Here is a 23,674-nt window from a genome sequence, read left to right on the forward strand (position 1 = left end):
TGTCTCGTTGCAGATGGCTGGCGCGTTCGGCGCGTCAGCCCTGGGCGGCGCGGTTCGGCTCGCTGACCGGGCGGGAGCTGGTGACGTCACCCGGCGCGGCCTGGATGGTGCGCGGGGCCACGGGCTGCTGCGCGGACTGGTCCGCGGCGGTCGCGTCCTCGGCCTCGCCGTCCTTCTTCATCGCCTTGGCCTCGCTCTTGAGGATGCGGGCAGACTTGCCGAGGGAGCGGGCCATGTCAGGAAGCTTCTTGGCGCCGAACAGCAGGATGATCACGCCGACGATGACGAGGATTTCCCAACCCCTGAGGTTGCCCATAGAAATCTTCCTTTTCTCCGAGGTTCGCAGCGCACCGGACAGGGGCGCCTGGGACTTTCTCTACCGAGGATCGTAACCCCAGGGGGTTAACGCCCGGCAATCCCCCGGCGTACCCCGTCTTGCGTCCTGGCCGGTTGTCAATCCCCTCGTCACACGCCCGACGCGTTCGCTACGGTCGCACGCCGCGCCCCGCCCTGGCCAGGTCCGTGGCCGCCCGCTCCAGATCGACCGAGGCATCGGTGATCCGGCGGCTGGCCTGCGCGACCTGCGCGGAGAGTCTGCGCACCTCCGCGTAGACCCGTACGGCCGGCACGGCGAGCACGGCGACTCCGAGGAAGCCCAGGGCAATTGCGAACATCGGCCACAGCATGGGGCGAGCCTAGGCCACCGCCCGCCTCAGATGCTGCGCAGGGTGCTCACGCCACCGCCCGTCAGCAGCTCCACAATGCGCTCACCAGCAGGTTTTCGCACGGAGACGCCGCATTCAGGACACGTGAAGGAGTAGAAGGTGGCCCGCCGGCTGCCGCCGATGGCCAGCCGCAGGGCTCCCGCGTCCAGCTCGAAGCGGGCCCGGCAGTCGGGGCAGGAGGCCTTGAAGGCGACGGGCCCGGACGTTGGCGACATCGACCCCGCTCCCCTCAGACCTGTTCCCCGTACCCCGCGAGTGCTTCTCGAGCGGCGCTCCGCGCGCTCTCCGCCAGCTCTGTGGGGGCGACGATCCGCCCCTCGCGCCCGAGCCGCAGCGCGAGCCGTCGCAGCGAAGCCGGATCGGGACTGCGCAGCGTGATCCGCAGGCCTCCGTCGGCCAGCTCCTCCGCGCTGTCGTGCGGGTAGTACTCGGCGACCCAGCGCCCGCCCGGGCCGACCTCGACGACGACCTCCGGGTCCTCGGCGGCCGGCTGGACCAGGCCCTCGGACAGGTCGCGCGGCTCGATGGCGGGGGGCTCGGCCCGCTCGTCCAGCAGCCGGATCTCCGCCACGCGGTCGAGGCGGAAGGTGCGCCGGGCCTCGGAGAGGTGGCACCACCCCTCCATGTACGTGTGCCCCACCGCGAACAGCCGGATCGGGTCGACCTTGCGTTCGGTGAGCTCGTCCCGCGCGGGCGAGTAGTAGCGCAGCCACAGCCGCCGGCGTTCCGCGATGGCCCGGTCGACGTCGGCGAAGACCCCGCCCTCCGATTCGAAGGTCACCGACAGCCGGGCACTGGCCCCGGCCGCCTCGCCCGCGGCCGCCTCCAGCTTGGCGGTGGCCCGCAGCAGGGCGTCCCGGTCGCTCTCCCGCAGCCCGGGCAGGGTCGCCACCGCGCGTGCGGCGACCAGCAGCGCGGTCGCCTCGTCGGCGGCGAGCCGCAGCGGCTCGGCGGTGGACTCACCCGAGGCGTCGGGGTTGCGCCACCAGATGCGCTCCCCGTCGGTGTCGATGTCGAGCAGGTCCCCGCCGCGGAAGCTGGTCCCGCACATGGGCAGCACGTCGAGGTCCGAGATCAGCTCGTCTTCGGTGATCCCGAAGGCGCGGGCGACGTCGGCGACGTGCGCCCCGGGGCGCTCGCGCAGGTACGTCACCAGGGACAGCATCCGGCGGGTCTGGTCGATGGCGTTGGCAGCCATGCTGGTACGTCTCCCCCTCAGGGCACGACTTCGAATGGGGCGGTCGCGAAATGCGGCGAACCGGAATGCGGCGGTCTCGAATACGGCGGTCTCGAATGCGGCGGAGCCGGTTCAGGCCTTGGCGACGGCCCTCAGCCGGTCCACCACGTCGGCCCGCAGGTCGGCGGGCCCGACCACGACGACGTCGGGCCCGAACTCCACCAGCCACGCGTCCAGCCCGTGCCCGTACGGGATCTCCAGCTCGTCCCAGCCGTCCGCGCCCTCGCACACCGCGGTGGCCTTGGCCCGCAGCGGGTAGCCCGCCCCGGCGCGCAGCCGGATCAGCGCGGAGCGGTCCGCGCTCTCCCCGGCCCAGCTCGCCACGGTCTCCCGTACGGTCACCACGTCCGGGACCTCGGCGGTGTACCTGGCCGCCCGGGACTTGACCTTGCCGGTGATCCGGGACAGCCGGAACACGCGCTCCGCCCCGCGGTCGCGGTCGTAGCCGGCCAGGTACCAGTGGCCGCGCCAGCACTCCAGCGCCCACGGCTCCACCTGCCGGGTCTCGGGCCGGGCGGCGGTGGACTTGCGGTAGTCGAAGACCACCGGCCGGCGGTCCCGGCAGGCCAGCATCAGCGGCTCGAAGGCCGCCTCGTGGACCGGGATGCGCGGCTCGATGGCACTGTGCTGGCCCTCGTACGGGTCGCCCGCCTCGGGCATCCCGCCCGCGCGCAGCTTCTGCAGGGCCCCGCTGGCGGCTCCCGCCAGGCGGGCCTGCTGCCAGACCTTGGCCGCCAGCCCCAGGGCGGCGGCCTCCTCGGCGTCCAGCGAGACGGGAGGCAGCCGGTTGCTGTCCCGGCGGGCCAGGTAACCGGTTTCGCCGTCCAGGTTCTCCACCGTCTCGATGACCAGACCGAGTTCGCGCAGATCGTCCTTGTCCCGCTCGAACATGCGGTTGAAGGACTCGTCGTTGCCGGCCTCCATGTAGGCCTCGATGGAGCCGCGCAACTCGCGCTTGCTCAGCGGCCGGCGGGTCCCCAGCAGACACAGCGCCAGATTCATCAGCCGCTCGGCCTTGGCAATCGCCATCGACGCCCTTCCCCCGTTCTCGACACACTCGTGACCGTTGACCGTACCGCCCCGGCGGTCCCGGACAAAAGCGAGGGCCCCCGCCTCACGGCGGGGGCCCTCGGAGTGGCTGCCGGTGGATCAGGCGGCCATCAGGTCACAGACGAAGATCAGGGTCTCGCCCGGGGCGATCGCACCGCCCGCGCCACGGTCACCGTAGGCGAGGTGCGCCGGGATCGTCAGCTTGCGACGGCCGCCGACCTTCATGCCGGCGATGCCCTGGTCCCAGCCCGCGATGACGCGGCCGGCACCGAGCGGGAACTGCAGCGCGGAACCGCGGTTCCACGAAGCGTCGAACTCCTCACCGGTGGAGAAGGCCACACCCACGTAGTGGACGGAGACCATCGCACCGGCCTTGGCCTCGGCGCCGTCGCCCTCCCAGATGTCCTCGATCACGAGGTCCGCCGGGGCCTCGCCCTCGGGGAAGTCGATCTCGGGCTTCTCGAGCTTCTGGCTCACGGAACTGCTCCTCATAGGTACGAAACGGTCAACCGGAACAGTCTTACATCACGGCGAGGATGTCGAGGCTGAAAACGAGCGTCGACTTGGCCGGGATGGTGCCCTGCTCCTTGTCGCCGAACGCCTGGTCCGGCGGGATGACCAGCAGGATGCGGCTGCCGACCTTCTTGCCGATCAGGCCGTCCTTCAGACCCGCGACCGAGAGCTCCTTCAGCGGCCACGTGACCGTCTGACCCGAGGTGTACGTGCTTTCGAAGGTCTTGTCTTCCTTCCACGTCTTGCCGTTGAACTTCACCACGACGGAGTCGGTGTCCTTGACCACCGCGCCGTCGCCCTCCAGGACGTAGTTCGAGACCAGCTTGGCCGGCTCGGCGGTGTCCTTCGGGACGGCCACCGAGACCTCCTGGCCGTCCGTGTTCGTGCCGACCTTGGGCAGGTCCTTGTTGTCCTGGGCGACCTCCTTGCCCGTGGCCGAGGCCGGGACGCTGGCACCCTTGACGATGTCCACGACGAAGACCAGCGTGGCGTTCGGCTTGATCTTCGGCTGCGAGCCCTGCGCCCCGTAACCGAGGTCCGGCGGGATCACGAGCTCGACACGGCTGCCGACCTTCTGGCCCTCCAGGCCCTGGTCCCAGCCCTTGATGACGGCGCCGGCCCCGATGGTCAGGTCGAACGGCGCGGGCCGGCCGAAGCTCTGGTCGAACGGCTCCTTGCCGTCCCACACCTGGCCGAGGTAGTTGACCTGCGCGATGTCGTTCTTCTTCAGCACCTGCCCGGTGCCCTCGCTGATGGTCACCACCTTCAGCTCCTTGGGCGGCGCGCCCGTCCCCTTCGACAGGGTGGGCGTCTCCCCGAACTTGGCACCCTTGGTGATCGCGGGCGCCCCGTTCTTCATCTGGGCGGAGTCGGAGCCGCTGTCGTCGCCACACGCTGCCGTCGACAGCAGCAGAAGGGGTACGACAAGCAGGCCGGCAAGTCGGCGCACGGGTTCCTCAGATCTCAGACGGCAAGGCGGTCGCCCGCCACTCTAAGCCGTGCGCAGGGCCCCGTACGAGAGACGTACGGGGCCCCGGCCAGAAGTGCGATGTCACATTGTGGACCTACATGCCGGCGATCAGCTTCTCCACCCGGTCGTCCACCGACCGGAACGGGTCCTTGCACAGCACCGTCCGCTGCGCCTGGTCATTGAGCTTCAGGTGCACCCAGTCCACCGTGAAGTCCCGCCGCTGCTCCTGCGCCCGGCGGATGAAGTCCCCGCGCAGCCGCGCCCTCGTCGTCTGCGGGGGCACCGACTTGCCCTCGAAGATCTTCAGGTCGTTGCAGATCCGCGCCGCCTGCCCCTTGCGCTCCAGCAGGTAGTACAGCCCGCGCCGACGGTGGATGTCGTGATACGCGAGGTCTATCTGAGCCACCCGCGGATTCGACATGGTCATGTTGTGCTTCGCCCGGTACCGCTCGATCAGCTGGTACTTCATGACCCAGTCGATCTCGGTCCCGATCCGGTCCAGGTCCTCCGCGTCGATCGCGTCCAGCGTGCGACCCCACAGCTCCAACACCTGGTCCACCACACCGGTACGGATGCCCCGGCGCTCCGCGAAGTCCACCGCCTTGTCGTAGTACTCCCGCTGGATCTCCAGCGCCGAGGCCTCCCGGCCGCTCGCCAGACGCACCTTGCGCTGACCCGTGATGTCGTGGCTCACCTCGCGGATCGCCCGGATCGGGTTCTCCAGGGTCAGGTCACGCATCACCGTGCCCGCCTCGATCATGCGCAGCACCAGATCGGTGGCCCCGACCTTGAGCAGCATGGTCGTCTCGGACATGTTCGAGTCGCCCACGATGACGTGCAGCCGGCGGTAGCGCTCGGCGTCCGCGTGCGGCTCGTCCCGGGTGTTGATGATCGGCCGCGAACGGGTCGTGGCGGAACTGACACCCTCCCAGATGTGCTCGGCCCGCTGGCTCACGCAGTAGACCGCACCCCGGGGCGTCTGCAGCACCTTGCCCGCACCGCAGATCAGCTGCCGCGTGACGAGGAACGGAATGAGAATGTCCGCCAGGCGGGAGAATTCCCCGTGCCGGGCCACCAGGTAGTTCTCGTGGCAGCCGTACGAGTTGCCCGCCGAGTCGGTGTTGTTCTTGAAGAGATAGACGTCGCCCGCGATTCCCTCCTCGTGCAGGCGGCGCTCGGCGTCGACGAGCAGTCCTTCGAGAATGCGCTCGCCTGCTTTGTCGTGGGTGACCAGTTCGGTCACGTTGTCGCATTCGGGAGTTGCATATTCCGGATGCGAACCCACATCGAGGTACAGACGGGCGCCGTTCCGCAGGAAGACATTGCTGCTGCGGCCCCATGACACAACACGGCGGAAGAGGTAGCGCGCCACTTCGTCAGGAGACAGTCGGCGCTGTCCCCTGAACGTGCACGTGACGCCGTACTCGTTCTCCAGCCCGAAAATGCGGCGGTCCATGACTGAACATTACGCCTTCTGCCCTCTTCTGAAACCGGGTTCGGGAGCGCCGTTTCGATCAGTTCCCCCGACCGAGCCCACCGAACCGCCGCCGAACAGGCCACCCGAGCGGGCGTGGCGCCCCCGCCTCACCCCTCCGACGAGGCCCCCGACGCCACCTCACGCGCACCCTGCGACACCCCGTCAGACGAACCCGCCACCGTCCGGCCCGGCCCCGCAGTTGCCATCACCCGCTGAGTGACCATCAGCACCGACAGCGCCGCGACCCCCGCCACCGCCGCCACCCCGAAGCTCGCCGACGTACCACCCAGCTCCACCGCCGGCCCCGCCGCCGCCGTGCCGATCGCCGCACCGACACCGAAGAACGTCACCAGCCACGAGAACGCCTCCGTCACCGTGCCCGCCGGAGCATGCCGGTCCACGACGATGAACGCACACGCCAGCGCCGGCGCCAGGAACACCCCCGACAACGCCGCCAGACCCGTCATCGCCAGCGGCCCCGGAGTCAGCATCAGCGGCAGATAGCCCAGCGCCAGCAACGCCACCAGCATCCGCAGCCGCCGCTCCGGCGCACCCGCCCACTGCCGCGCCCCGTACGTCACCCCGCCGATCAGCGCACCCAGCCCCAGCGCCGCCATCAGCCACCCGTACACCGCCTGGTTCCCGTGATCATCCGCGTACGCCACACCCGCCACCGTGATCGAACCCAGCGCCATCCCCACGAAGAAGAAGGCACCCAGCAGCGCCAGCAGTCCCCGCGAACGCAACGCACCCAGCCAGTGCGCCTCCCGCGGCGCCGAACGCCACGTACGCGAAGGCTCGCTCACCACCACCGACAGCGCACCCAGCACCCCGATCGCATTGAGCGCCAGCAGTGCCCCGGCCGGCGACCACAGCGTCACGAACAGCGTCACCAGCAGCGGACCGACCGTGAACATGACCTCCTGGGCCACCGCGTCCATCGCGTACGCCGCGTGCACCTTCTCCTCACGGCCCCCCAGGACACCCGGCCACAGCGCCCGCAGCCCGCCCTCCAGCGGCGGGGTGAAGAGCCCCGCGACGACCACCGCGGCATACGCGGCCGCCACCGACCCCGTACCCGCCAGCGCCAGCCACACCACGCCCAGCGCCGAGACCACCGCCGCCGGCAGCTGCACCCGCGGCTGCCCGAACAGGTCCACCGCCCGACCCAGCAGGGGCTGACCCACCGCGTTGGCCACCCCGTACGCGGCCGCGAGGGCCCCCGCGAGGCTGTAGCTGCCGCCCTCGGCACGCGTGAACAGCACGATCGCGATCGGCGCGGTCGCGTTCGGCAACCGCCCCACGAGCGTGCCCACCAGCAGCCTCGCGGCGTGCCGGGTTCGCAGCAGCTCCGCGTATCCCGCGGCCATGTCCGCCCCCTTCCGCCCGGATCCTGCCGGGGTAATACGTATAACGTGTCGCGTCATACGTACCATGGCCGCAGTCCACGGGTCCACCCCACAGACCCCGCCACCACCCCCACACCACCCACGACCTCGCACTTCAGGAGCACCCTGTGACGAGACCCACCAGCCGCGACGTGGCCACCGCCGCCGGGGTCTCCCAGGCCACCGTCTCCCTCGTCCTCGGCGACAAATGGCCCGGCCGCGTCTCCGAACGCACCGCCACCCTCGTCCGCGAAACCGCCACCCGCCTCGGCTACCGCCCCAACCTCGCCGCCCGCAACCTCCGCCTCGGCTCCACCCGCACCGCCCTCCTCGTCGTCCCCGCCCTCACCAACGAGTTCTTCGCCCGCGTCTACACCGGCGCCGCCCGCATCGCCGCCGAACACGGCTTCGGCGTCGTCCTCTACCCCTCCCCCGACGGCACCGGCCCCGCCCGCGACCCCTTCGCCTCCGCCCGCGCCGCCCTCGACGGAGTCATCGCCTCCTCCATGGCCGCCGACGCCCTCGACGCCATCGGCGGCAACACCCTCCCCCTCGTCATGCTCGACAGCGACCCCACCGCCGGCACCGCCGCCGCCCACGTCAACCTCGCCATGGCCGACGGCATGCGCCAGATCACCCGACACCTCCTCGCCCTCGGCCACCGCCGCTACCTCCACCTCGCCTCCGCCGTCGACTCCTGGACCTTCGACACCCGCGCCGCAGCCCTGGCCGCCCTCCTCGGCCCCGACAACGAACTGCGCACCGTACGGTCCCCCCTCACCGTCGACGGCGCCCGTACGGCCACGGAGACCGCCCTCGCCACCCCCCACGGCAGACCCACCGCCATCGTCTGCGACGACGACATCCTCGCCGCCGGCGCCTGCAAAGCCGCCCGCCGCCTCGGCCTGCGCATCCCCGAGGACCTCTCCGTCACCGGCTTCGACGACCTCGCCCTCGCCACCGCCGTCGAACCCGAACTCACCACCATCCACCTCCCCGCCGAACGCGTCGGCGAACAAGGCATGACCGCACTCCTCGCCGTCCTCGAAGGCACCCCCTGGACCGCCCCCGACATCCCCGTCCACCTCGTCGTCCGCGACTCCACCGGCCCCGCCCCCACCCCCTGACCGGACCCGACCCGGACACGACGAAGCCCCGGCCCGCCGAAAACGGCGAACCGGGGCCCTCACATCACCGGACTACTCGGCGTCGTCCTCCGGCGCCTCGTCGTTCGACACCGCATCCGCCTGCACGGCCGCCGGCACATCCGCCTCCAGCAACCGCGACAGCTGCCGGCCCCGGATCCGCTTGAACTTGCGCTGCTGCGCCCGCGTACGGTCCAGCACCGCCACCTCCAGCCGGTCGGCCGGAATCGTCTTGTCCGCACCGTTCGCCTGACTGGACAGCGCCTGCACCGCCAGCTTCAACGCCTCCGACAGGGTCATCCCGTCCTGATGACGCTGATCCAGGAACGTACTGATCTGCTCGGCATTGCCCCCGACCGCGACCGAACCGTGCTCGTCCACGATCGAACCGTCATGCGGAAGCCGATAGATCTGATCACCCGCAGCGGTCGCACCGACCTCGGCGACCACCAGCTCCACCTCGTACGGCTTCTCACCCGCACTGGAGAAGATCGTGCCGAGCGTCTGCGCGTACACGTTCGCCAGCCCACGGGCCGTCACATCGTCACGGTCATAGGTGTACCCGCGCAGATCCGCGTACCGCACACCACCGATCCGCAGGTTCTCGTACTCGTTGTACTTGCCGGCGGCCGCGAAACCGATCCGGTCATAGATCTCGCTGAACTTGTGCAGCGCACGGGACGGGTTCTCACCGACGAACACGATGCCGTCGGCGTACTGCAGCACGACAAGGCTGCGACCGCGGGCGATGCCCTTCCGGGCGTATTCCGCCCGGTCGGCCATGGCCTGCTGGGGTGACACATAGAACGGAGTCGACACCGGTTATCCGTCCCTTTCTTCTGGGCGACGAGGAGGACAGGTCAGAGCAGGGCCGCGCGCGGCCCGTCGGGCTGCTCGAGCCGCCGGTTGGTGACGGTGCGGGCGAGTTCCTGCGACTCGTCGTCCGTCAGCCTGCGGAATCCCTCGTCGGTGATGACGGTGACGATCGGATAGATGTGGCGGTACAGGTCCGGCCCGCCCGTCGCCGAGTCGTCGTCGGCGGCGTCGTACAGCGCCTGGACGACCAGCGTGGTGGCCTGCTCCTCCGTCAGATCCGGACGGAAGAGCTTCTTCATGGAGCCCCGGGCGAAGATCGAACCGGAACCGGTGGCGGCGTAGCCGTGCTCCTCGGAGCGGCCGCCGGTCACGTCGTAGGAGAAGATCCGGCCCTTCTCCTTGGCCTCGTCGTACCCCGCGAACAGCGGCACGACGGCCAGCCCCTGCATCGCCATGCCCAGATTGCTCCGGATCATGGTGGACAGCCGGTTGGCCTTGCCCTCCAGGGAGAGGGTCGTCCCCTCCACCTTCTCGAAGTGCTCCAGCTCCAGCTGGAACAGCTTCACCATCTCCACGGCCAGGCCGGCCGTACCGGCGATGCCGACCGCGGAGTACTCGTCCGCCGGGAACACCTTCTCGATGTCCCGCTGCGCGATCATGTTCCCCATGGTCGCCCGCCGGTCACCGGCGAGGACCACCCCGCCGGGGAAGGTGGCGGCCACGATGGTCGTCCCGTGCGGCGCCTCGACGACACCCTCCGGCAGCTTGCGGTTGCCGGGCAGCATCTCGGGCGAGTGCGCGCCCAGGAAGTCCATGAAGGACGACGACCCCGGCGTCAGGAAGGCTGCCGGTAGACGCCCTGTGCTACGAGTGTTGGGTTCCACAGGTTTCCTTCCACGTAAGCGGCTGCACGCCTCATGACGTCCGGCCGATCCTTGAACTGCCCCAGGGCTGCGTTACAGCTGAAGCACAGTACGCCTCGGACCTTACCCGTCTGATGATCGTGATCCACATGTTCCGCCGGAGCATTCCGACAGAGCAGGCAGGTCCCGCCCTGGGCCTCGATCATGGCGTCACGCTCGTCTTCGGTGATGCCGTAGTGGCGCTTGAAGTACGAGGCCCGGTTCCGTTGAGCTCGGCACTCTTTGCAGTAGCTGGCCCAGCCGTCCGAGCTCGTCTTGTTCCGCTCCCACTGCGAGTGAGGCTTGATCTCCCCACACTGCGGACATCGCTTGTGCCCGGACGGCACGGGGACCTTCACCCGCACCGTCCGACCCTTCGCCTCTTGCTTCCGCTTGTAATGCTCGGCCTGGCATTCACGGCAATACGCCTGCAGCCCGTCCCGCATTGCGCGATTGCTCGCGAAGGCCTCGCATAACTGAACGCGCCTGCAACGCGAGCACCGCTTCATGCCCTCCGGTGCCACCTCGGCCACCCCCGCCCCCAACCTTCGATTCGAAGGCTAAATGGCCTTGGCGATGCCTACTGGCCACCCTTTTGCACGAACGACCTCACGAAATCCTCGGCGTTCTCCTCCAAGACATCATCGATTTCGTCCAGTACGGAGTCGACGTCGTCGGAGAGCTTTTCCTGGCGCTCCTTGAGGTCGGTCGATTCCTCGACCGCCGCCTCCTCGACCTCCTCGGTCGAGCGCGTCGCCTTCTGCTGTCCGCCGCCGGTGTCCTTGGTCGCCATGTCTACCTCACCCCGCTCGGTTCGCACGCTCACGTCGAGAGACCCCGGGATTCGGGATCTCTCAAGATCAGACCCTACGTCGGACCCTATAGGGAGGGTCCGACATTCGTCCCCGTACTTTCACAGTCCGGTTCTCTTCATGATTCCCGGACCGGAGGCCTTTCAGCCGCGTTCACTGCCCCGAAAGCACCCGGACCAGGTCCTCCGCCGTGCGGCAGCGGTCCAGGAGCTCCTTGACGTGGTTGCGGGTCCCCCGCAGGGGTTCCAGCGTGGGGACCCGCTGGAGCGAGTCCCGGCCGGGAAGGTCGAAGATCACCGAGTCCCAGGAGGCCGCGGCCACGTCGTCCGCGTACTGCTCCAGGCAGCGCCCGCGGAAGTAGGCCCTCGTGTCCTCCGGAGGCTTGCTCTGGGCCCGTTCCACGGCCGCCTCGTCCACCAGCCGCTTCATCTTGCCCCGGGCCACCAGGCGGTTGTACAGACCCTTCTCGGGCCGTACGTCCGAGTACTGGAGGTCCACCAGGTGCAGCCGCGCCGCGTCCCAGCCCACGCCGTCCCGGCGCCGGTACCCCTCCAGGATCTCCCGCTTGGCGATCCAGTCCAGCTCTCCCGACAGGCTCATCGGGTCGCTCTCCAGCCGGCCCAGCACGTCCTCCCAGCGGACCAGCACGTCCTTGGTCTGCTCGTCCGCGTCGGAGCCGAAACGCTCGTCGACGTACTTGCGGGCCAGCTCGAAGTACTCCATCTGCAGTTGCACCGCGGTGAGTGTCCGGCCGCTGCGCAGCGTGATGAGGTGCTTGAGGTCGGGGTCGTGGGAGACCTGGTGGAGGGTGCGTACGGGCTGGTCGACGGCGAGGTCGACGTTGATGAACCCGTCTTCGATCATGGACAGGACAAGTGCGGTCGTGCCGAGTTTCAGGTACGTCGAGATCTCGGAGAGGTTCGCGTCGCCGATGATCACGTGGAGCCGGCGGTACTTCTCGGCGTCGGAGTGCGGCTCGTCCCGGGTGTTGATGATGGGCCGCTTGAGGGTGGTCTCCAGGCCGACCTCGACCTCGAAGTAGTCCGCTCGCTGGCTGATCTGGAAGCCGTGCTCGCGGCCGTCCTGGCCGATGCCGACGCGGCCGGCGCCGGTGACGACCTGCCGGGAGACGAAGAAGGGGGTCAGGTGGCGCACGATCTCCGAGAAGGGGGTCTCCCGCTTCATCAGGTAGTTCTCGTGCGTGCCGTAGGAGGCACCCTTGTTGTCGGTGTTGTTCTTGTAGAGGTGGATGGGCTGGGCGCCGGGCAGCTGGGCCGCTCGTACGGCGGCCTCGGCCATGATCCGTTCGCCGGCCTTGTCCCAGAGGACGGCGTCGAGCGGGTTGGTGATCTCCGGCGAGCTGTATTCGGGGTGCGCGTGGTCGACGTAGAGTCGTGCGCCGTTGGTGAGGATGACGTTGGCGAGGCCGATGTCCTCGTCGGTGAGCTGGCTGTTGTCGGCGGCCTCGCGGGCGAGGTCGAAGCCGCGGGCGTCCCGCAGCGGATTCTCCTCCTCGAAGTCCCAGCGGGCGCGTCGCGCCCGGTGCATCGCCGCCGCGTAGGCGTTGACGATCTGGGACGAGGTGAGCATGGCATTGGCGTTCGGGTGACCGGGGACGGAGATCCCGTACTCCGTCTCGATCCCCATTACTCGCCGTACGGTCATGCGGCCCTCCTTGCCCGGCGGCGCTCCCCTTCGGGAGCGGCGCTCAAGTACCGCTGGTGCTCCGGTGCGTGTGCCTGTGCGGTGCCCGTCCCCGCACTGCGCGTCCGGCGGTACGGAAGAGCCTAGAACCACTGCGCGCTCGTGGGGAGATCATTTCCGTCATTGAATCCGCCCTTTCACCGGCTGAAAAGCGGCCGGTAAAGCGGTCGGGTGAGCAGTCGGGTAAAGCAGTCGGCTGCGGATGCCCGGGGAGGGCATCCGCAGCCGCTCCGCTTCAGAGGTACTGACCGGTGTTCGCCACCGTGTCGATGGAGCGTCCGGTGTCCGCGCCTTGCTTTCCGGTGACGAGGGTGCGGATGAATACGATCCGCTCTCCCTTCTTTCCGGAGATTCGGGCCCAGTCGTCCGGGTTGGTGGTGTTGGGCAGGTCCTCGTTCTCCTTGAACTCGTCCACGCACGCCTGGAGGAGGTGGGAGACCCGGAGGCCCTTCTGGTTGTGCTCGAGGAAGGCCTTGATCGCCATCTTCTTCGCACGGTCCACGATGTTCTGGATCATGGCGCCGGAGTTGAAGTCCTTGAAGTAGAGGACTTCCTTGTCGCCGTTGGCGTACGTGACCTCGAGGAAGCGGTTCTCCTCGGTTTCGGCGTACATCTGCTCGACGACGGTCTGGATCATGCTGTGGACGGTGCCGTCCTTGGAGCCCTGGTGCTCGGACAGGTCGTCCGTGTGCAGGGGCAGCGAGGCCTTGAGGTACTTCGCGAAGATGTCCTTCGCGGCCTCGGCGTCCGGGCGCTCGATCTTGATCTTCACGTCGAGTCGGCCGGGGCGCAGGATGGCGGGGTCGATCATGTCCTCGCGGTTGGAGGCGCCGATGACGATGACGTTCTCCAGGCCTTCCACGCCGTCGATCTCGGCGAGCAGCTGGGGGACGATGGTGTTCTCCACGTCCGAGCTGACTCCGGATCCGCGGGTGCGGAAGAGGGATTCCATCTCGTCGAAGAAGACGATGACGGGGGTGCCCTCGCTCGCCTTCTCCCGGGCACGCTGGAAGACGAGGCGGATGTGCCGCTCGGTCTCGCCGACGTACTTGTTGAGGAGTTCGGGGCCCTTGATGTTCAGGAAGTAGGACTTCCCGGCGGGCTGGCCGGTGACCTCGGCGACCTTCTTGGCAAGGGAGTTGGCGACGGCCTTGGCGATGAGCGTCTTGCCGCAGCCGGGCGGGCCGTAGAGCAGGATGCCCTTCGGGGGCCGCAGTTCGTGTTCCTTGAACAGGTCGGGGTAGAGGTACGGGAGCTCGACCGCGTCGCGGATCAGTTCGATCTGGTCGCCCAGGCCGCCGATCTTGTCGTAGTCGATGTCGGGGACCTCTTCGAGGACGAGTTCCTCGACCTCGCTCTTGGGGACGACCTCGTAGACGTAGCCGGAGCGGGGTTCGAGCAGGAGGGCGTCGCCGGGGCGGATGGTGATGTCCAGGAGCGGCTCGGCGAGCCTCACCACCCTTTCCTCGTCGGTGTGCCCGACGACCAGGGCGCGCTCGCCGTCCTCGAGGATCTCCTTGAGGGTGACGATGTCCCCGGCCCGCTCGAATTCCATGGCCTCGACCACGTTGAGGGCCTCGTTGAGCATGACCTCCTGGCCGCGCCGGAGGTCTTCCGGGTCGACGCTGGGGCTGACGTTCACGCGGAGCTTTCGGCCTCCGGTGAAGATGTCGACGGTGCCGTCCTCGTTGGCCTGCAGGAAGACACCGAAGCCGGCCGGCGGCTGGGCGAGCCGGTCGACTTCTTCCTTGAGGGCCACGATCTGGTCGCGGGCCTCACGGAGGGTATTCGCGAGTCGTTCGTTCTGTGCGGATACGCCGGCAAGATTTGTCTGCAGCTCGACGATCCGCTCTTCGAGAATCCTCGTGTGTCGCGGAGAGTCGGCGAGCTTACGTCGCAGGACGGCGATTTCCTGCTCGAGATAGGCAACCTGGCCGGCGGGGTCCTCAGACCCTCGCCCGGGCCGGATGCCGCGGTTGATGTCGTCGTCGTGGGCTGCCACGGTCCTCACCTCCTCCAAGGGGAGCTGGACGCTTCCTGACCCTACCTGGGCTGGTGGTGATTGAAACCCCTAGATCACAAAGACGGTAGAGGTGTGTCCGATCTTCACCCTTGCGTACTCCCTCACGCCAAGGAAATACCCACCCATCAAACTCGGGAAGCGGCCGGTTGTAAGGTCGAAGTGTTCAACACCCGTCAGGGCTCGCGCGACTTGCTGCGGGTTGTGACCGGGATGGATCACTCAGCGCAGGGAACGGCAGGAGATATGACCGTGCAGCACGAGGCTCCGACGGGCGCGGCCGGTGAGGCCGGCGAGCCGCTTGAGGTCTGGATCGATCAGGACCTCTGCACCGGGGACGGCATCTGTGCGCAGTACGCGCCGGAGGTGTTCGAGCTGGACATCGATGGTCTGGCGTATGTGAAGAGCCCTGAGGACGAGCTGCTGCAGGAGGTGGGGGCGACCACTCCGGTTCCGCTGACGCTGCTCCAGGACGTGGTCGACTCGGCGAAGGAATGCCCGGGGGACTGTATTCACGTAAGGCGCGTTTCGGACAGGGTGGAAGTCTTCGGCCCTGACGCCGAGTGACGTTTCAAACACTCCTGGCGGCTGAGTCCGTCAGCTCTTGGCGGAATTTTCCGTCGCTCCAGCGCCACTTGGCGAGCTGCTTGGTGTCGGGGCAGCAGCGTGGTACGCCGGGTGCGGAGTAGCCGAGGAGGGTGGCGGTGACGGCGCGGTCGCGGACGGTGAGTTCCGTGGCGGTCTGTCTTTTTCCGGTGTCGAGGAGGGTGGCGACGACGCGGGGGCGGGCGCCTTCGGTGTGGTCCTGCGTGAGGACGTAGATCGCGTGGGGCGGTGTGCCGGAGCCGGCGTCGCAGCGGACGGCGGCGACGGTCTCGGGGCGCTGGTCGCCGTCGAGGTCGCCCTGGGCGGTGGCTGTGACGGTCTGGGGGGCGCCGTTGCAGTCGAGGGGGTAGGTGACGGCTGCGGCGTCGGGAGCGGTGGCCTGGGGGCCGTTCGCGGTGGGTTCCGGCGTCGTGGCGGGGGTGCCGGTGGCCGGCTGTACGAGTCCCGCTGTGGCTATGACGGCGGCCATGGCGGTGGCCGTGGCGAGCCAGTGGAGGGGCCTGGCCATGCTGTGCGCCAGGGTGTCCGGGGTCGGCGTCAGCTCGGCGGGGCTGTGCAGCACGCGGGGTGTCTCCTGTGCGAAGGGTGACGGGGAGCCAGCATCGTGCCATACCTCACACGGAGGTGGAACGGCTGGGTCCGGTCCTGTTGGTTCCCGGGTGGGACCGGGGTCGGCACGCGGACAACGAAAAGGCGCTGTGGCGCAGTTCCCGGTGGGTCCGGGGAACTGCGCCACAGCGCCTTCGTGTTGGGTCGGCGGTGCGGCGAGGCGGTGCGGTTACGCGGAGCGGTCGCTGCCGGGGCCGTCGTAGTCCTCGCCGTAGGCGCCCTTGGCGGGGCGGCGGCGGCGCATGGGGGGCTCGACGCCGTCCGCGAGGCGGCGGGCGGTGACGAGGAAGCCGGTGTGGCCGATCATGCGGTGGTCCGGGCGGACGGCGAGGCCTTCGACGTGCCAGTTGCGGATCATCGATTCCCAGGGCTGCGGCTCGGCGAAGCAGCCGATCTCGCGGATGGACTCGACGGTCTTGGACAGCTGGGTGGTGGTGGCCACGTAGCAGCAGAGGATGCCGCCGGGGACGAGGGCCTTCTTGACCGCGTCCAGGCATTCCCAGGGGGCGAGCATGTCGAGGATGACGCGGTCGACGTCGGTCTCGTCCAGGTTGTCCTGGAGGTCGCCCACGGTCAGCTTCCACGCGGGGTGGGGGCCGCCGAAGTAGCGCTCGACGTTGGCGGTGGCGATCTCGGCGAAGTCCGCGCGGCGCTCGTAGCTGTGGAGCATGCCCTGGTCGCCGATGGCGCGCAGCAGGAAGCTGCTCAGGGAGCCGGAGCCGACACCTGCTTCCACGACGCGGGCGCCGGGGAAGATGTCGGCGAAGGCCAGGATCTGGCCGGCGTCCTTGGGGTAGACCACGGCGGCGCCGCGGGGCATGGACAGGACATAGTCGGGGAGCAGGGGACGCAGCGCGAGGTAGGCGACGTTGCCCGTGGTACGGACAACACTGCCCTCGGGGGCACCGATCAGCTCGTCGTGGGGGAAGGAACCCTTGTGGGTGTGGAAATTCTTCCCGGCTTCGAGCGTGAACGTGTAGTGGCGGCCCTTGGGGTCGGTGAGCTGAACCTGGTCCCCGACCTCGAAGGGCCCGCGTCGGCGGGCGGCACCGGTCGGTTCGGACATGTGACCAGTGTATTGGCTTCAGGACTGGGGCCGTGCCATGGCCTTCACGAAGGCCTTTTCGACGTCGAGGGTGGAGAGGACGCCGTAGATGGTGCCGCCCGGCTCGAGGACGAGGTACTCGGTGGCGGGGGTGGCGCGGAGGTGGTCGAGGAGTTCTTCGCCGGTGAGTTCCGCGGAAACCTTCATGCCGTCGGTGAGGTCCTGGGCGAGGGTGCTGACGGCGACCCAGGGGCGGCGGTGTTCGGGGACGGAGGCGATGGCGCTCTCGCGGACGATGGCGGTGGGGTCGCCGTGGCCGTCGACGACGACGAGGGCGCGGGCGCCGGCTTCGTTGGCGCGGCGGAGGGCTTCGGAGAGGGGGGTGGCGTTCTCGACGGGGATGGCGCGCCGGGTGAGGGTGCGGGCGCGCAGTTCGGGGAGGTGTGCGCGCAGGCGGGCCAAGCGCAGGCTGTTGCCGGCTCCGGTCCAGATGATGGCGGCGAGGATGGCGGCGAGCAGGGCGTCCATGACGGTGTTCATGCCGCCGATCTCCTGGGTGCGGTTGCCGAGGAGTTCGGTGTGGGTGAGCAGGGGCAGGCCGAGGAGGACGGCGATGGCGAGGCCGCGGCCGACCCAGGCGGCGGCGATGGTGCCGGCCATGGGTTTGCCGGTGATGCCCCAGATGACGGCGCGGAGCATGCGGCCGCCGTCGAGGGGGAGGCCGGGGAGCAGGTTGAAGGCGGCGACGAGGAGGTTGGAGATCATCAGGCCGGCGAGGAGGACGCCGGGGACGCTGGCGGGTTCGACGGCTTTCATGCCGAGGTGGAAGGCGCCGGCGAGGAGGAGGGAGAGGAGGGGGCCGACGAAGGCGAGGACAAATTCGCGGCCGGGGGTCTCGGATTCCTTCTCGATCTCGGAGACTCCGCCGAAGAACTGGAGCTGGATGCGGCGCACGGGGAGTTGGAAGCGGAGGGCGGCGACGGTGTGCGCGAGTTCGTGGACGAGGACGGAGGCGTAGAAGGCGACGGCGAAGAAGAGGGAGACGAGGTAGCGGACGGGTCCGAGGTCGGGCAGGATGCGGTCGAGCTGGTCGCCGAAGACCCAGGTGATGAGGGCGGCGACGAGGAACCAGCTGGGCGAGACGTAGACGGGTACGCCGAAGGGGCGGCCCATGAGGAGTCCGCCGCCCGGTCCTGAGCGCCGGCCCGCGCGCTCGCCGGTTTCGTCGGTGTCTGGCACGACTGTCCTTCGTTCCTCGGGGTTCCCCGGGACGCGGGCCCGGGGATCGGTGTTTCCAGTGTGGTCCGCAGGGTGTAAGCGGGCTGTGATGCTCCGATCATGCAGTGCGAGGGGGTCCGGCGTCGATGGTATGCGCGTGCTGTCGGTGGCGGGTCGTAGGGTTTTGTCCATGACGACGAGCCCCGGTGCCGTGCCAGGCCCAGCCGATGCCGTGACGCCGAGCGCCGTGGCGCCCGCTTCGCTCTCCCCTTCGCGGGCGAGCGATTTCATGCAGTGCCCCCTGCTGTACCGGTTCCGGGTGATCGACAAGCTGCCGGAGAGGCCCAGTGCTGCTGCTACCCGCGGGACGCTGGTGCATGCGGTGCTGGAGCGGTTGTTTGATCATCCGGCGCCGGAGCGGACGGCTCCGCGGGCGAAGGCGCTGGTCCCGGCGCAGTGGGACCGGTTGTTGGAGGCGAAGCCGGAGCTGACGGAGCTGTTCCCGGAGGGTGATGAGGGGGCGGGGCTGGCGCGGTGGCTGACGGAGGCGGAGGCGCTGGTCGAGCGCTGGTTCACGTTGGAGGACCCGACGCGGCTGGAGCCGGTGGAGCGGGAGTTCTTCGTGGAGACGGAGCTGGAGTCGGGGCTTCGGCTGCGGGGGATCATCGACCGGGTGGATGTGGCTCCGACGGGTGAGGTGCGGATCGTCGACTACAAGACGGGCAAGGCGCCGCGGCCGGAGTACGCCGAGGGTGCGCTCTTCCAGATGAAGTTCTACGCGCTGGTGGTGTGGCGGCTGAAGCAGGTGGTGCCGCGGCGGCTGCAGCTGGTGTATCTGGGCAGTGGTGACGTGTTGACGTACGACCCGGTGGTGGCGGATCTGGAGCGCGTGGAGCGCAAGCTGCTCGCGCTGTGGGAGGCGATCCGGGAGGCGACGGAGTCGGGTGAGTGGCGGCCGCGGCCGACGAAGCTGTGCGGCTGGTGTGATCATCAGGCGGTGTGTCCGGAGTTCGGGGGGACTCCCCCGCCGTATCCGCTGGTCATCGTGGGCCGGCCGGGGTCGGGGCGCCCGGCGCAATCATGATCGTCGGATCAGGGCAGAATGGACGGGCCCGCCGTAGCCGTCCGACGAATACGAGGTAGACCCCGTGGCCATCCGCGTCCTGCTGGTCGACGACCAGCCACTTCTGCGCACCGGCTTCCGGATGATCCTGGAGGCGGAGGAGGACCTGGCGGTGGTCGGTGAGGCCGGGGACGGTCTGCAGGCGCTGGACCAGGTGCGGGCGTTGCAGCCCGACGTGGTGCTGATGGACATCCGGATGCCGCGGATGGACGGGGTGGAGGCGACCCGGCAGATCACCGGTCCGGGCCGGGACGGTCCGGCGAAGGTGCTGGTGCTGACCACGTTCGATCTGGACGAGTACGTGGTGGAGGCGCTGCGGGCGGGGGCGAGCGGGTTCTTGCTGAAGGACGCGCCGGCGGTGGAGTTGGTGCAGGCGATCCGGGTGGTGGCGGGCGGTGAGGCGATGCTCGCGCCGAGCATCACGCGGCGGCTGCTGGACAAGTACGCGGGGCATCTGCCGTCGGGTGAGGAGAGCGTGCCGGACACGCTGGGGACGCTGACGGAGCGCGAGGTCGAGGTGCTGAAGCTGGTGGCCCGGGGGTTGTCGAACGCGGAGATCGCGGCGGACCTGTTCGTGAGCGAGACGACGGTCAAGACGCATGTGGGGCACGTTCTGACGAAGCTGGGGCTGCGGGATCGGGTGCAGGCGGCCGTGTACGCGTACGAGAGCGGTCTGGTGCGTCCCGGCGCCCAGTAGGAGCCCGGGGGTAGCGGAACGGGCCGGCGGCCGCTTGGTGCGGCTCCCGGCCCGTTGTGCGTGGCCCGGTAGGGTCAGCCCTTGCTGATCTCCCAGAAGCGGAAGACGGTCGAGGCGTCGAGGGACCACTGGAGGCCGTTCACGTTCTGGCGGGTGACGGCGTACTGCTTGCCCTGCCAGAGCGGGAGGATCGGGAGCTCGTCGGCGACGATGTCCTGGAGCCGGTTGTAGTCGATGTTGGCCGCGGTGCGGTCGGACTTCGCGGAGGTCGACGGGATGATCGTCCCGGTGATCTCCTTGTTCTCGTAGTTGTTGCGCAGGACGTTGTCCGGGCCGAAGAACGGCTGCGTGAAGTTGTCGGCGTCCGGGTAGTCGGGGACCCAGCCCTTCACGTAGACGCCGTACTTGCCGTCCTGGATGTCCTTCTCGTACTGCTCGAACTCGACGGACTTGACGTCGGCGTCGAACAGGCCGCTCTCGTTGAGCTGCTTGGCGATGACCTCGAACTGCTGGTCCGTGGAGGGGCCGTAGCGGGACGGGGTGGAGTACAGGGTGATCTTGACCTTGCCGTTGATGCCGGCGGCCTTGAGGACGGCCTTGGCCTTCTCGGGCTGCGGGGTGCCGCCGTAGCGGTCGAAGAACGGGGTGGTGTGTCCGGCGATGCCGGTGGGGACGATGGAGTAGAGCGCGGTGGCGGTGCCCGCGTACACGTCGCGGACGAGGGCCTCGCGGTCCACGAGGTAGGCGATGGCCTTGCGGACGGGCAGCTTGCCGGCGACGGGGTCGTTGACGTTGAAGACCATGTGCTCGACCTCGGCGCCGGTGCCCTGGACGACGTCGACCTTGTTGTCGCCGGTCTTGGTCGAGGCGAGGGCGGCGATGTCCTTGGCGGCGAGGCCGCGGAACGCGAAGTCGACGTCGCCGCTCTCGAGGACCTTCTTGAGGCCGCTCTGGTCGCCGTTGAAGAACTTCAGCGTGACGCCGGTGTTCTTGGCCTTGGCCTTGCCGGTGTAGGACTCGTTGACGGAGAAGGTGGCGCTCTTGTCGTTGAACGAGTCGAGCTTGTAGACGCCGGAGCCGATCGCCTTGTTGTCCGTACGCAGCTTGTCCGCCGGGTACTCGCTGTGGTCGACGATGGAGCCCGCACCGGAGGCGATCTTGCTGGGGAAGGTCGCGTCGGGGGTCTTGAGGCGGAAGACGACGGTCTTGTCGTCGGGGGCGTCGATGCCGGCGATCGACGCGAGCATCACGGCCGGGCCGTTCTCGTCGTTGATCTTCAGCGTGCGCTCGAAGGAGAACTTGACGTCCTTCGCGGTGAGGCTGTGGCCGTTGCTGAACTTCAGGCCTTCGCGCAGGGTGCACTTGTAGAGCTTGCTGTCGCCGCCCTCGAAGGCGCAGGACTGCGCGGCGTCGGGCTCGGGGGTGGTACCGCCCTTGGGGAAGCTCAGCAGCGACTGGAAGACGTTGTTGAAGAGCAGCCAGGAGCCCGGGTCGTAGCCGGAGGCCGGGTCGGTGGACTTCACCTTGTCGGATATGCCCATGACCACGCCCTTGCCGCTGCCGGCATTGGAGCCATCGGTCGAACCGCAACCGCTGAGCAGCGCGGCGGCGGTGGCTGCGCCGAGCGGAGCCGCCAGCCACTGGTTACGTCGATTCACGCGAACGTCCTTCACAGTCGAACTGTTTCGTTGCCCGGCCCGCGACACCCGCTGCCGGTCGTTGCCTTGCTCAGCCGCTTACGCCGCGGCCGAGCTCCCACAGCTGGAGGTCGGAGATGGCGTTGACCGACCACTCCACTCCGGTGATCCCGTCGCGTGCGGCGACGTACTGCTTGCCCTGCCACAGGGGCAGGACGGGCACGTCCTCGGCGACGATGTCCTGCATCTCCGTGATCGCGGGGACGGCGACGCCTCGGTCGGCCGCGCGCCGCGATTCGGGGATGAGCCTGGTGCGCACCGTGTTGTTGGCGTACGGCGTGCCCAGGAAGTTGTCCTGCTCCAGGAACGGGGCGAGGAAGTTGTCGGCGTCCGCGTAGTCGGGGAACCAGCCGAGCCCGTAGGCGGCGTGGTCGCCCTTCTTCTGTGCGGGGCGGAAGTCGGCCCACTCGCTGCCCTGGACGGTGATGTCGAAGAGCTGGGTGGAGTTGAGCTGGGCCTTGAGGGCCTCGAACTCGGCGGCCGTGCCGTCGCCGTAGTGGTCGTTGGTGTAGTGCAGCGTCAGCTTGACCGGGGTCTTGATCCCGGCTTCCTTCAGCAGCGCGGCGGCCTTGGCCGTGTTGGCCTCGCCGTACTTGTTGTAGAAGGAGTTGACGTGGCCGGGCACGGTGGTGGGGACCAGCGAGTAGAGCGGCTGTGCGGACTTGCCGTAGACCTTGGAGATCAGTGCGCCGCGGTCGACGGCGGCGGCGAGCGCCTGGCGTACGGCCTTGTCCTTGACGACGGGCGCCTCGGTGTTGAAGCCGATGTAGCGGATCTCCAGGCCGGGCATCGGGACGAGCTTGACGCCCTTGGGCGGCTGCGCGGAGAACTGGGTGATCTGGGCGGGCGAGAGGGTGCGGGAGACCATGTGGATCTTCCCGTCGGTGAGTGCCTTGCCCATGGCCGGGGAGTCGGCGAACGTGCGCAGTTCGACCTTGTCGTTCTGCAGCTTGAGGTCGCCCTTGTAGTGCGGGTTCTTGGTGAAGACGGCGCGGACCAGCTGGTTGCCCTTGACCTCGGCCTTCATCGTGTACGGGCCGGAGCCGTCCACGGCGAAGCCCTCGCGGAGCTTCTTGGCGTCGTAGTTCTTCTCGCTGACGATGCCGGCGGCGGGGGTGGAGAGCTTGAACGGGAAGGTCGCGTCCGGGGTCTTCAGGTGGAAGACGACGGTGTCGGCGCCCTTGACCTCGACGTTGTCGAGGGTGGAGAGCAGCGAGGACGGGCCGTTCTCGTCCTTGATGGCGAGGACGCGGTCGATGGAGAACTTGACGTCCTTGGCGGTGAGCGGCTCGCCGTCGGCGAACTTCAGCCCGGGGCGCAGGGTGCAGCGGTAGACCTCGTTGCCGGCGTCGGTGAAGCGGCAGGCGGTGGCTGCTTCGGGGACGGGCTGGCCGCCGCCGCGCGGGGTGTGCATCAGCGTCTGGACGGTCTGGCGCAGGACGTTCCAGGCGCCGGCGTCGTAGGCGTAGGCCGGGTCGAAGGGGGCGGGAGCGAAGTCTGCGGCCTCGAACCGGTCGGTGGTGCCGACGACGATCGCTCCGGATCCTGCTCCTCCGCCGCTCGCGCTGCCGCATGCGGCGAGCACGGGGGTGAGCAGTCCGGCCGCGGCCGTCAGCACCAAGGTCTTGCGGTTCATGCTGGAAGTACTCCCTGTAACCGGCACTTGCTCAAAGCGGCGTAAAGGGCACTTCGCGGCGGTCGCCCGTTCAGGGCGGAACGATCGGGCCGGTGTAGTGACGATCGGTCCACGCGGTCCCGGCACAGGGGTGTGCGTCCGGGACGGCAGAGGTGCGGCGTAGTGCCCGCGCTGACACTAGTGGGCCGGGACGGGATGGCTGGAACTGGCCGGACTTGGGGTGTAATCGCACCGTGATGGGAGCGAACTGCCTGTTCATGCGCAGGGGGGCGCAGATTCGGTCA

Annotated in this window: 24 protein-coding genes; 4 read left to right on the plus strand and 20 right to left on the minus strand. The window is 68.9% G+C overall.

The window, feature by feature from the left end; genetic code table 11:
• Positions 1–34: 34 nt before the first annotated feature.
• The 9 genes from tatA to ACZ6JT_RS27340 all read right to left on the minus strand — a co-directional run bounded on the left by tatA (position 35) and on the right by ACZ6JT_RS27340 (position 7,342).
• The gene (gene tatA / locus ACZ6JT_RS27300; RefSeq protein ID WP_469213682.1) at positions 35–316 is read right to left on the minus strand and encodes a Sec-independent protein translocase subunit TatA; all 282 of its coding nucleotides are present in this window, start codon (positions 314–316) and stop codon (positions 35–37) included.
• A gap of 169 nt (positions 317–485) precedes the next feature.
• A complete protein-coding gene (locus tag ACZ6JT_RS27305) occupies positions 486–686 on the minus strand; it encodes a hypothetical protein (RefSeq protein WP_469213684.1) in 201 nt (66 codons plus the stop codon).
• Positions 687–712: 26 nt separating this feature from the next.
• Positions 713–940: a hypothetical protein gene (locus tag ACZ6JT_RS27310; protein ID WP_469213686.1), complete on the minus strand. Its 228-nt coding sequence runs from the start codon at positions 938–940 to the stop codon at positions 713–715.
• Positions 941–954: 14 nt separating this feature from the next.
• A complete protein-coding gene (locus tag ACZ6JT_RS27315; protein ID WP_469213688.1) occupies positions 955–1,923 on the minus strand; it encodes a helix-turn-helix transcriptional regulator in 969 nt (322 codons plus the stop codon).
• Between the two features lie 111 nt (positions 1,924–2,034).
• Entirely contained in the window at positions 2,035–2,991 is a 957-nt protein-coding gene (locus ACZ6JT_RS27320; RefSeq protein WP_469213690.1) for a helix-turn-helix transcriptional regulator, read from the minus strand.
• A gap of 120 nt (positions 2,992–3,111) precedes the next feature.
• On the minus strand, positions 3,112–3,504 hold the full coding sequence (locus ACZ6JT_RS27325) for an FKBP-type peptidyl-prolyl cis-trans isomerase (protein ID WP_469213692.1): 393 nt from the start codon (positions 3,502–3,504) through the stop codon (positions 3,112–3,114).
• 28 nt (positions 3,505–3,532) lie between these two features.
• Entirely contained in the window at positions 3,533–4,474 is a 942-nt protein-coding gene (locus ACZ6JT_RS27330) for an FKBP-type peptidyl-prolyl cis-trans isomerase (RefSeq protein WP_469213694.1), read from the minus strand.
• A 115-nt stretch (positions 4,475–4,589) separates the two neighbouring features.
• A complete protein-coding gene (gene pafA / locus ACZ6JT_RS27335; RefSeq protein WP_030016332.1) occupies positions 4,590–5,951 on the minus strand; it encodes a Pup--protein ligase in 1,362 nt (453 codons plus the stop codon).
• A 128-nt stretch (positions 5,952–6,079) separates the two neighbouring features.
• The gene (locus tag ACZ6JT_RS27340) at positions 6,080–7,342 is read right to left on the minus strand and encodes an MFS transporter (RefSeq protein ID WP_469213696.1); all 1,263 of its coding nucleotides are present in this window, start codon (positions 7,340–7,342) and stop codon (positions 6,080–6,082) included.
• Positions 7,343–7,488: 146 nt separating this feature from the next.
• Here ACZ6JT_RS27340 and ACZ6JT_RS27345 point away from each other — a divergent pair, with 146 nt between their 5' ends.
• A complete protein-coding gene (locus ACZ6JT_RS27345; protein ID WP_469213698.1) occupies positions 7,489–8,487 on the plus strand; it encodes a LacI family DNA-binding transcriptional regulator in 999 nt (332 codons plus the stop codon).
• Positions 8,488–8,559: 72 nt separating this feature from the next.
• Here ACZ6JT_RS27345 and prcA read toward each other — a convergent pair whose 3' ends face one another.
• The 6 genes from prcA to arc form a co-directional block, all read right to left on the minus strand.
• Positions 8,560–9,324, minus strand: coding sequence for a proteasome subunit alpha (gene prcA, locus ACZ6JT_RS27350; protein WP_469213700.1), 765 nt, complete (start codon positions 9,322–9,324; stop codon positions 8,560–8,562).
• Between the two features lie 41 nt (positions 9,325–9,365).
• Positions 9,366–10,205, minus strand: a complete 840-nt coding sequence (gene prcB, locus ACZ6JT_RS27355) for a proteasome subunit beta (protein WP_030233611.1) — start codon at positions 10,203–10,205, stop codon at positions 9,366–9,368.
• Positions 10,157–10,732 (minus strand): endonuclease VII domain-containing protein, encoded by a 576-nt coding sequence (locus ACZ6JT_RS27360; RefSeq protein WP_469213918.1) that lies wholly within the window; start codon positions 10,730–10,732, stop codon positions 10,157–10,159. Before ACZ6JT_RS27360 ends, prcB begins: the two co-directional genes overlap by 49 nt.
• A gap of 71 nt (positions 10,733–10,803) precedes the next feature.
• Positions 10,804–11,016 carry a ubiquitin-like protein Pup gene (locus ACZ6JT_RS27365; protein ID WP_030016348.1) on the minus strand — a complete coding sequence of 71 codons (213 nt, stop codon included), beginning with the start codon at positions 11,014–11,016 and terminating at the stop codon, positions 10,804–10,806.
• A 172-nt stretch (positions 11,017–11,188) separates the two neighbouring features.
• Positions 11,189–12,700 (minus strand): depupylase/deamidase Dop, encoded by a 1,512-nt coding sequence (gene dop / locus ACZ6JT_RS27370; RefSeq protein ID WP_469213704.1) that lies wholly within the window; start codon positions 12,698–12,700, stop codon positions 11,189–11,191.
• 274 nt (positions 12,701–12,974) lie between these two features.
• Complete coding sequence (gene arc / locus ACZ6JT_RS27375; protein ID WP_319730019.1) at positions 12,975–14,741, minus strand: proteasome ATPase; 1,767 nt, start codon at positions 14,739–14,741, stop codon at positions 12,975–12,977.
• Positions 14,742–15,005: 264 nt separating this feature from the next.
• Between arc and ACZ6JT_RS27380 the strand changes: the two genes are divergently transcribed.
• Positions 15,006–15,326 (plus strand): ferredoxin, encoded by a 321-nt coding sequence (locus ACZ6JT_RS27380; protein WP_469213707.1) that lies wholly within the window; start codon positions 15,006–15,008, stop codon positions 15,324–15,326.
• 4 nt (positions 15,327–15,330) lie between these two features.
• Here the strand turns inward: ACZ6JT_RS27380 and ACZ6JT_RS27385 are convergent, their stop codons facing one another.
• The 3 genes from ACZ6JT_RS27385 to ACZ6JT_RS27395 form a co-directional block, all read right to left on the minus strand.
• Positions 15,331–15,873 (minus strand): hypothetical protein, encoded by a 543-nt coding sequence (locus tag ACZ6JT_RS27385; RefSeq protein ID WP_469213920.1) that lies wholly within the window; start codon positions 15,871–15,873, stop codon positions 15,331–15,333.
• 270 nt (positions 15,874–16,143) lie between these two features.
• Positions 16,144–17,040, minus strand: coding sequence for a tRNA (adenine-N1)-methyltransferase (locus tag ACZ6JT_RS27390; RefSeq protein WP_053785960.1), 897 nt, complete (start codon positions 17,038–17,040; stop codon positions 16,144–16,146).
• Positions 17,041–17,058: 18 nt separating this feature from the next.
• Positions 17,059–18,192: a site-2 protease family protein gene (locus ACZ6JT_RS27395; protein ID WP_469213922.1), complete on the minus strand. Its 1,134-nt coding sequence runs from the start codon at positions 18,190–18,192 to the stop codon at positions 17,059–17,061.
• A gap of 235 nt (positions 18,193–18,427) precedes the next feature.
• Between ACZ6JT_RS27395 and ACZ6JT_RS27400 the strand changes: the two genes are divergently transcribed.
• Together ACZ6JT_RS27400 and ACZ6JT_RS27405 are read left to right on the plus strand one after the other, a co-directional pair.
• Positions 18,428–19,321: a RecB family exonuclease gene (locus tag ACZ6JT_RS27400; protein ID WP_469213709.1), complete on the plus strand. Its 894-nt coding sequence runs from the start codon at positions 18,428–18,430 to the stop codon at positions 19,319–19,321.
• Between the two features lie 64 nt (positions 19,322–19,385).
• Complete coding sequence (locus ACZ6JT_RS27405) at positions 19,386–20,057, plus strand: response regulator (protein ID WP_469213711.1); 672 nt, start codon at positions 19,386–19,388, stop codon at positions 20,055–20,057.
• Between the two features lie 74 nt (positions 20,058–20,131).
• Here ACZ6JT_RS27405 and ACZ6JT_RS27410 read toward each other — a convergent pair whose 3' ends face one another.
• Entirely contained in the window at positions 20,132–21,715 is a 1,584-nt protein-coding gene (locus ACZ6JT_RS27410; RefSeq protein ID WP_469213713.1) for an ABC transporter substrate-binding protein, read from the minus strand.
• A gap of 70 nt (positions 21,716–21,785) precedes the next feature.
• Positions 21,786–23,390: an ABC transporter substrate-binding protein gene (locus ACZ6JT_RS27415; protein WP_469213714.1), complete on the minus strand. Its 1,605-nt coding sequence runs from the start codon at positions 23,388–23,390 to the stop codon at positions 21,786–21,788.
• Positions 23,391–23,674: the final 284 nt, after the last annotated feature.

This window comes from Streptomyces sp. NPDC046308 (assembly GCF_055588065.1).

Excerpts from the sequence above, each read along its gene's own strand:
- ACZ6JT_RS27320 (WP_469213690.1), bottom strand. The coding sequence starts at position 2,991 with ATGGCGATTGCCAAGGCCGAGCGGCTGATGAATCTGGCGCTGTGTCTG.
- ACZ6JT_RS27400 (WP_469213709.1), top strand. The coding sequence starts at position 18,428 with ATGACGACGAGCCCCGGTGCCGTGCCAGGCCCAGCCGATGCCGTGACG.
- ACZ6JT_RS27415 (WP_469213714.1), bottom strand. The coding sequence starts at position 23,390 with ATGAACCGCAAGACCTTGGTGCTGACGGCCGCGGCCGGACTGCTCACC.
- ACZ6JT_RS27390 (WP_053785960.1), bottom strand. The coding sequence starts at position 17,040 with ATGTCCGAACCGACCGGTGCCGCCCGCCGACGCGGGCCCTTCGAGGTC.
- ACZ6JT_RS27395 (WP_469213922.1), bottom strand. The coding sequence starts at position 18,192 with ATGGGCCGCCCCTTCGGCGTACCCGTCTACGTCTCGCCCAGCTGGTTC.
- ACZ6JT_RS27380 (WP_469213707.1), top strand. The coding sequence starts at position 15,006 with ATGACCGTGCAGCACGAGGCTCCGACGGGCGCGGCCGGTGAGGCCGGC.
- ACZ6JT_RS27365 (WP_030016348.1), bottom strand. The coding sequence starts at position 11,016 with ATGGCGACCAAGGACACCGGCGGCGGACAGCAGAAGGCGACGCGCTCG.
- ACZ6JT_RS27315 (WP_469213688.1), bottom strand. The coding sequence starts at position 1,923 with ATGGCTGCCAACGCCATCGACCAGACCCGCCGGATGCTGTCCCTGGTG.
- dop (WP_469213704.1), bottom strand. The coding sequence starts at position 12,700 with ATGACCGTACGGCGAGTAATGGGGATCGAGACGGAGTACGGGATCTCC.
- ACZ6JT_RS27360 (WP_469213918.1), bottom strand. The coding sequence starts at position 10,732 with ATGAAGCGGTGCTCGCGTTGCAGGCGCGTTCAGTTATGCGAGGCCTTC.
- ACZ6JT_RS27310 (WP_469213686.1), bottom strand. The coding sequence starts at position 940 with ATGTCGCCAACGTCCGGGCCCGTCGCCTTCAAGGCCTCCTGCCCCGAC.
- ACZ6JT_RS27325 (WP_469213692.1), bottom strand. The coding sequence starts at position 3,504 with ATGAGGAGCAGTTCCGTGAGCCAGAAGCTCGAGAAGCCCGAGATCGAC.
- ACZ6JT_RS27305 (WP_469213684.1), bottom strand. The coding sequence starts at position 686 with ATGCTGTGGCCGATGTTCGCAATTGCCCTGGGCTTCCTCGGAGTCGCC.
- ACZ6JT_RS27385 (WP_469213920.1), bottom strand. The coding sequence starts at position 15,873 with ATGGCCAGGCCCCTCCACTGGCTCGCCACGGCCACCGCCATGGCCGCC.
- pafA (WP_030016332.1), bottom strand. The coding sequence starts at position 5,951 with ATGGACCGCCGCATTTTCGGGCTGGAGAACGAGTACGGCGTCACGTGC.
- tatA (WP_469213682.1), bottom strand. The coding sequence starts at position 316 with ATGGGCAACCTCAGGGGTTGGGAAATCCTCGTCATCGTCGGCGTGATC.
- ACZ6JT_RS27340 (WP_469213696.1), bottom strand. The coding sequence starts at position 7,342 with ATGGCCGCGGGATACGCGGAGCTGCTGCGAACCCGGCACGCCGCGAGG.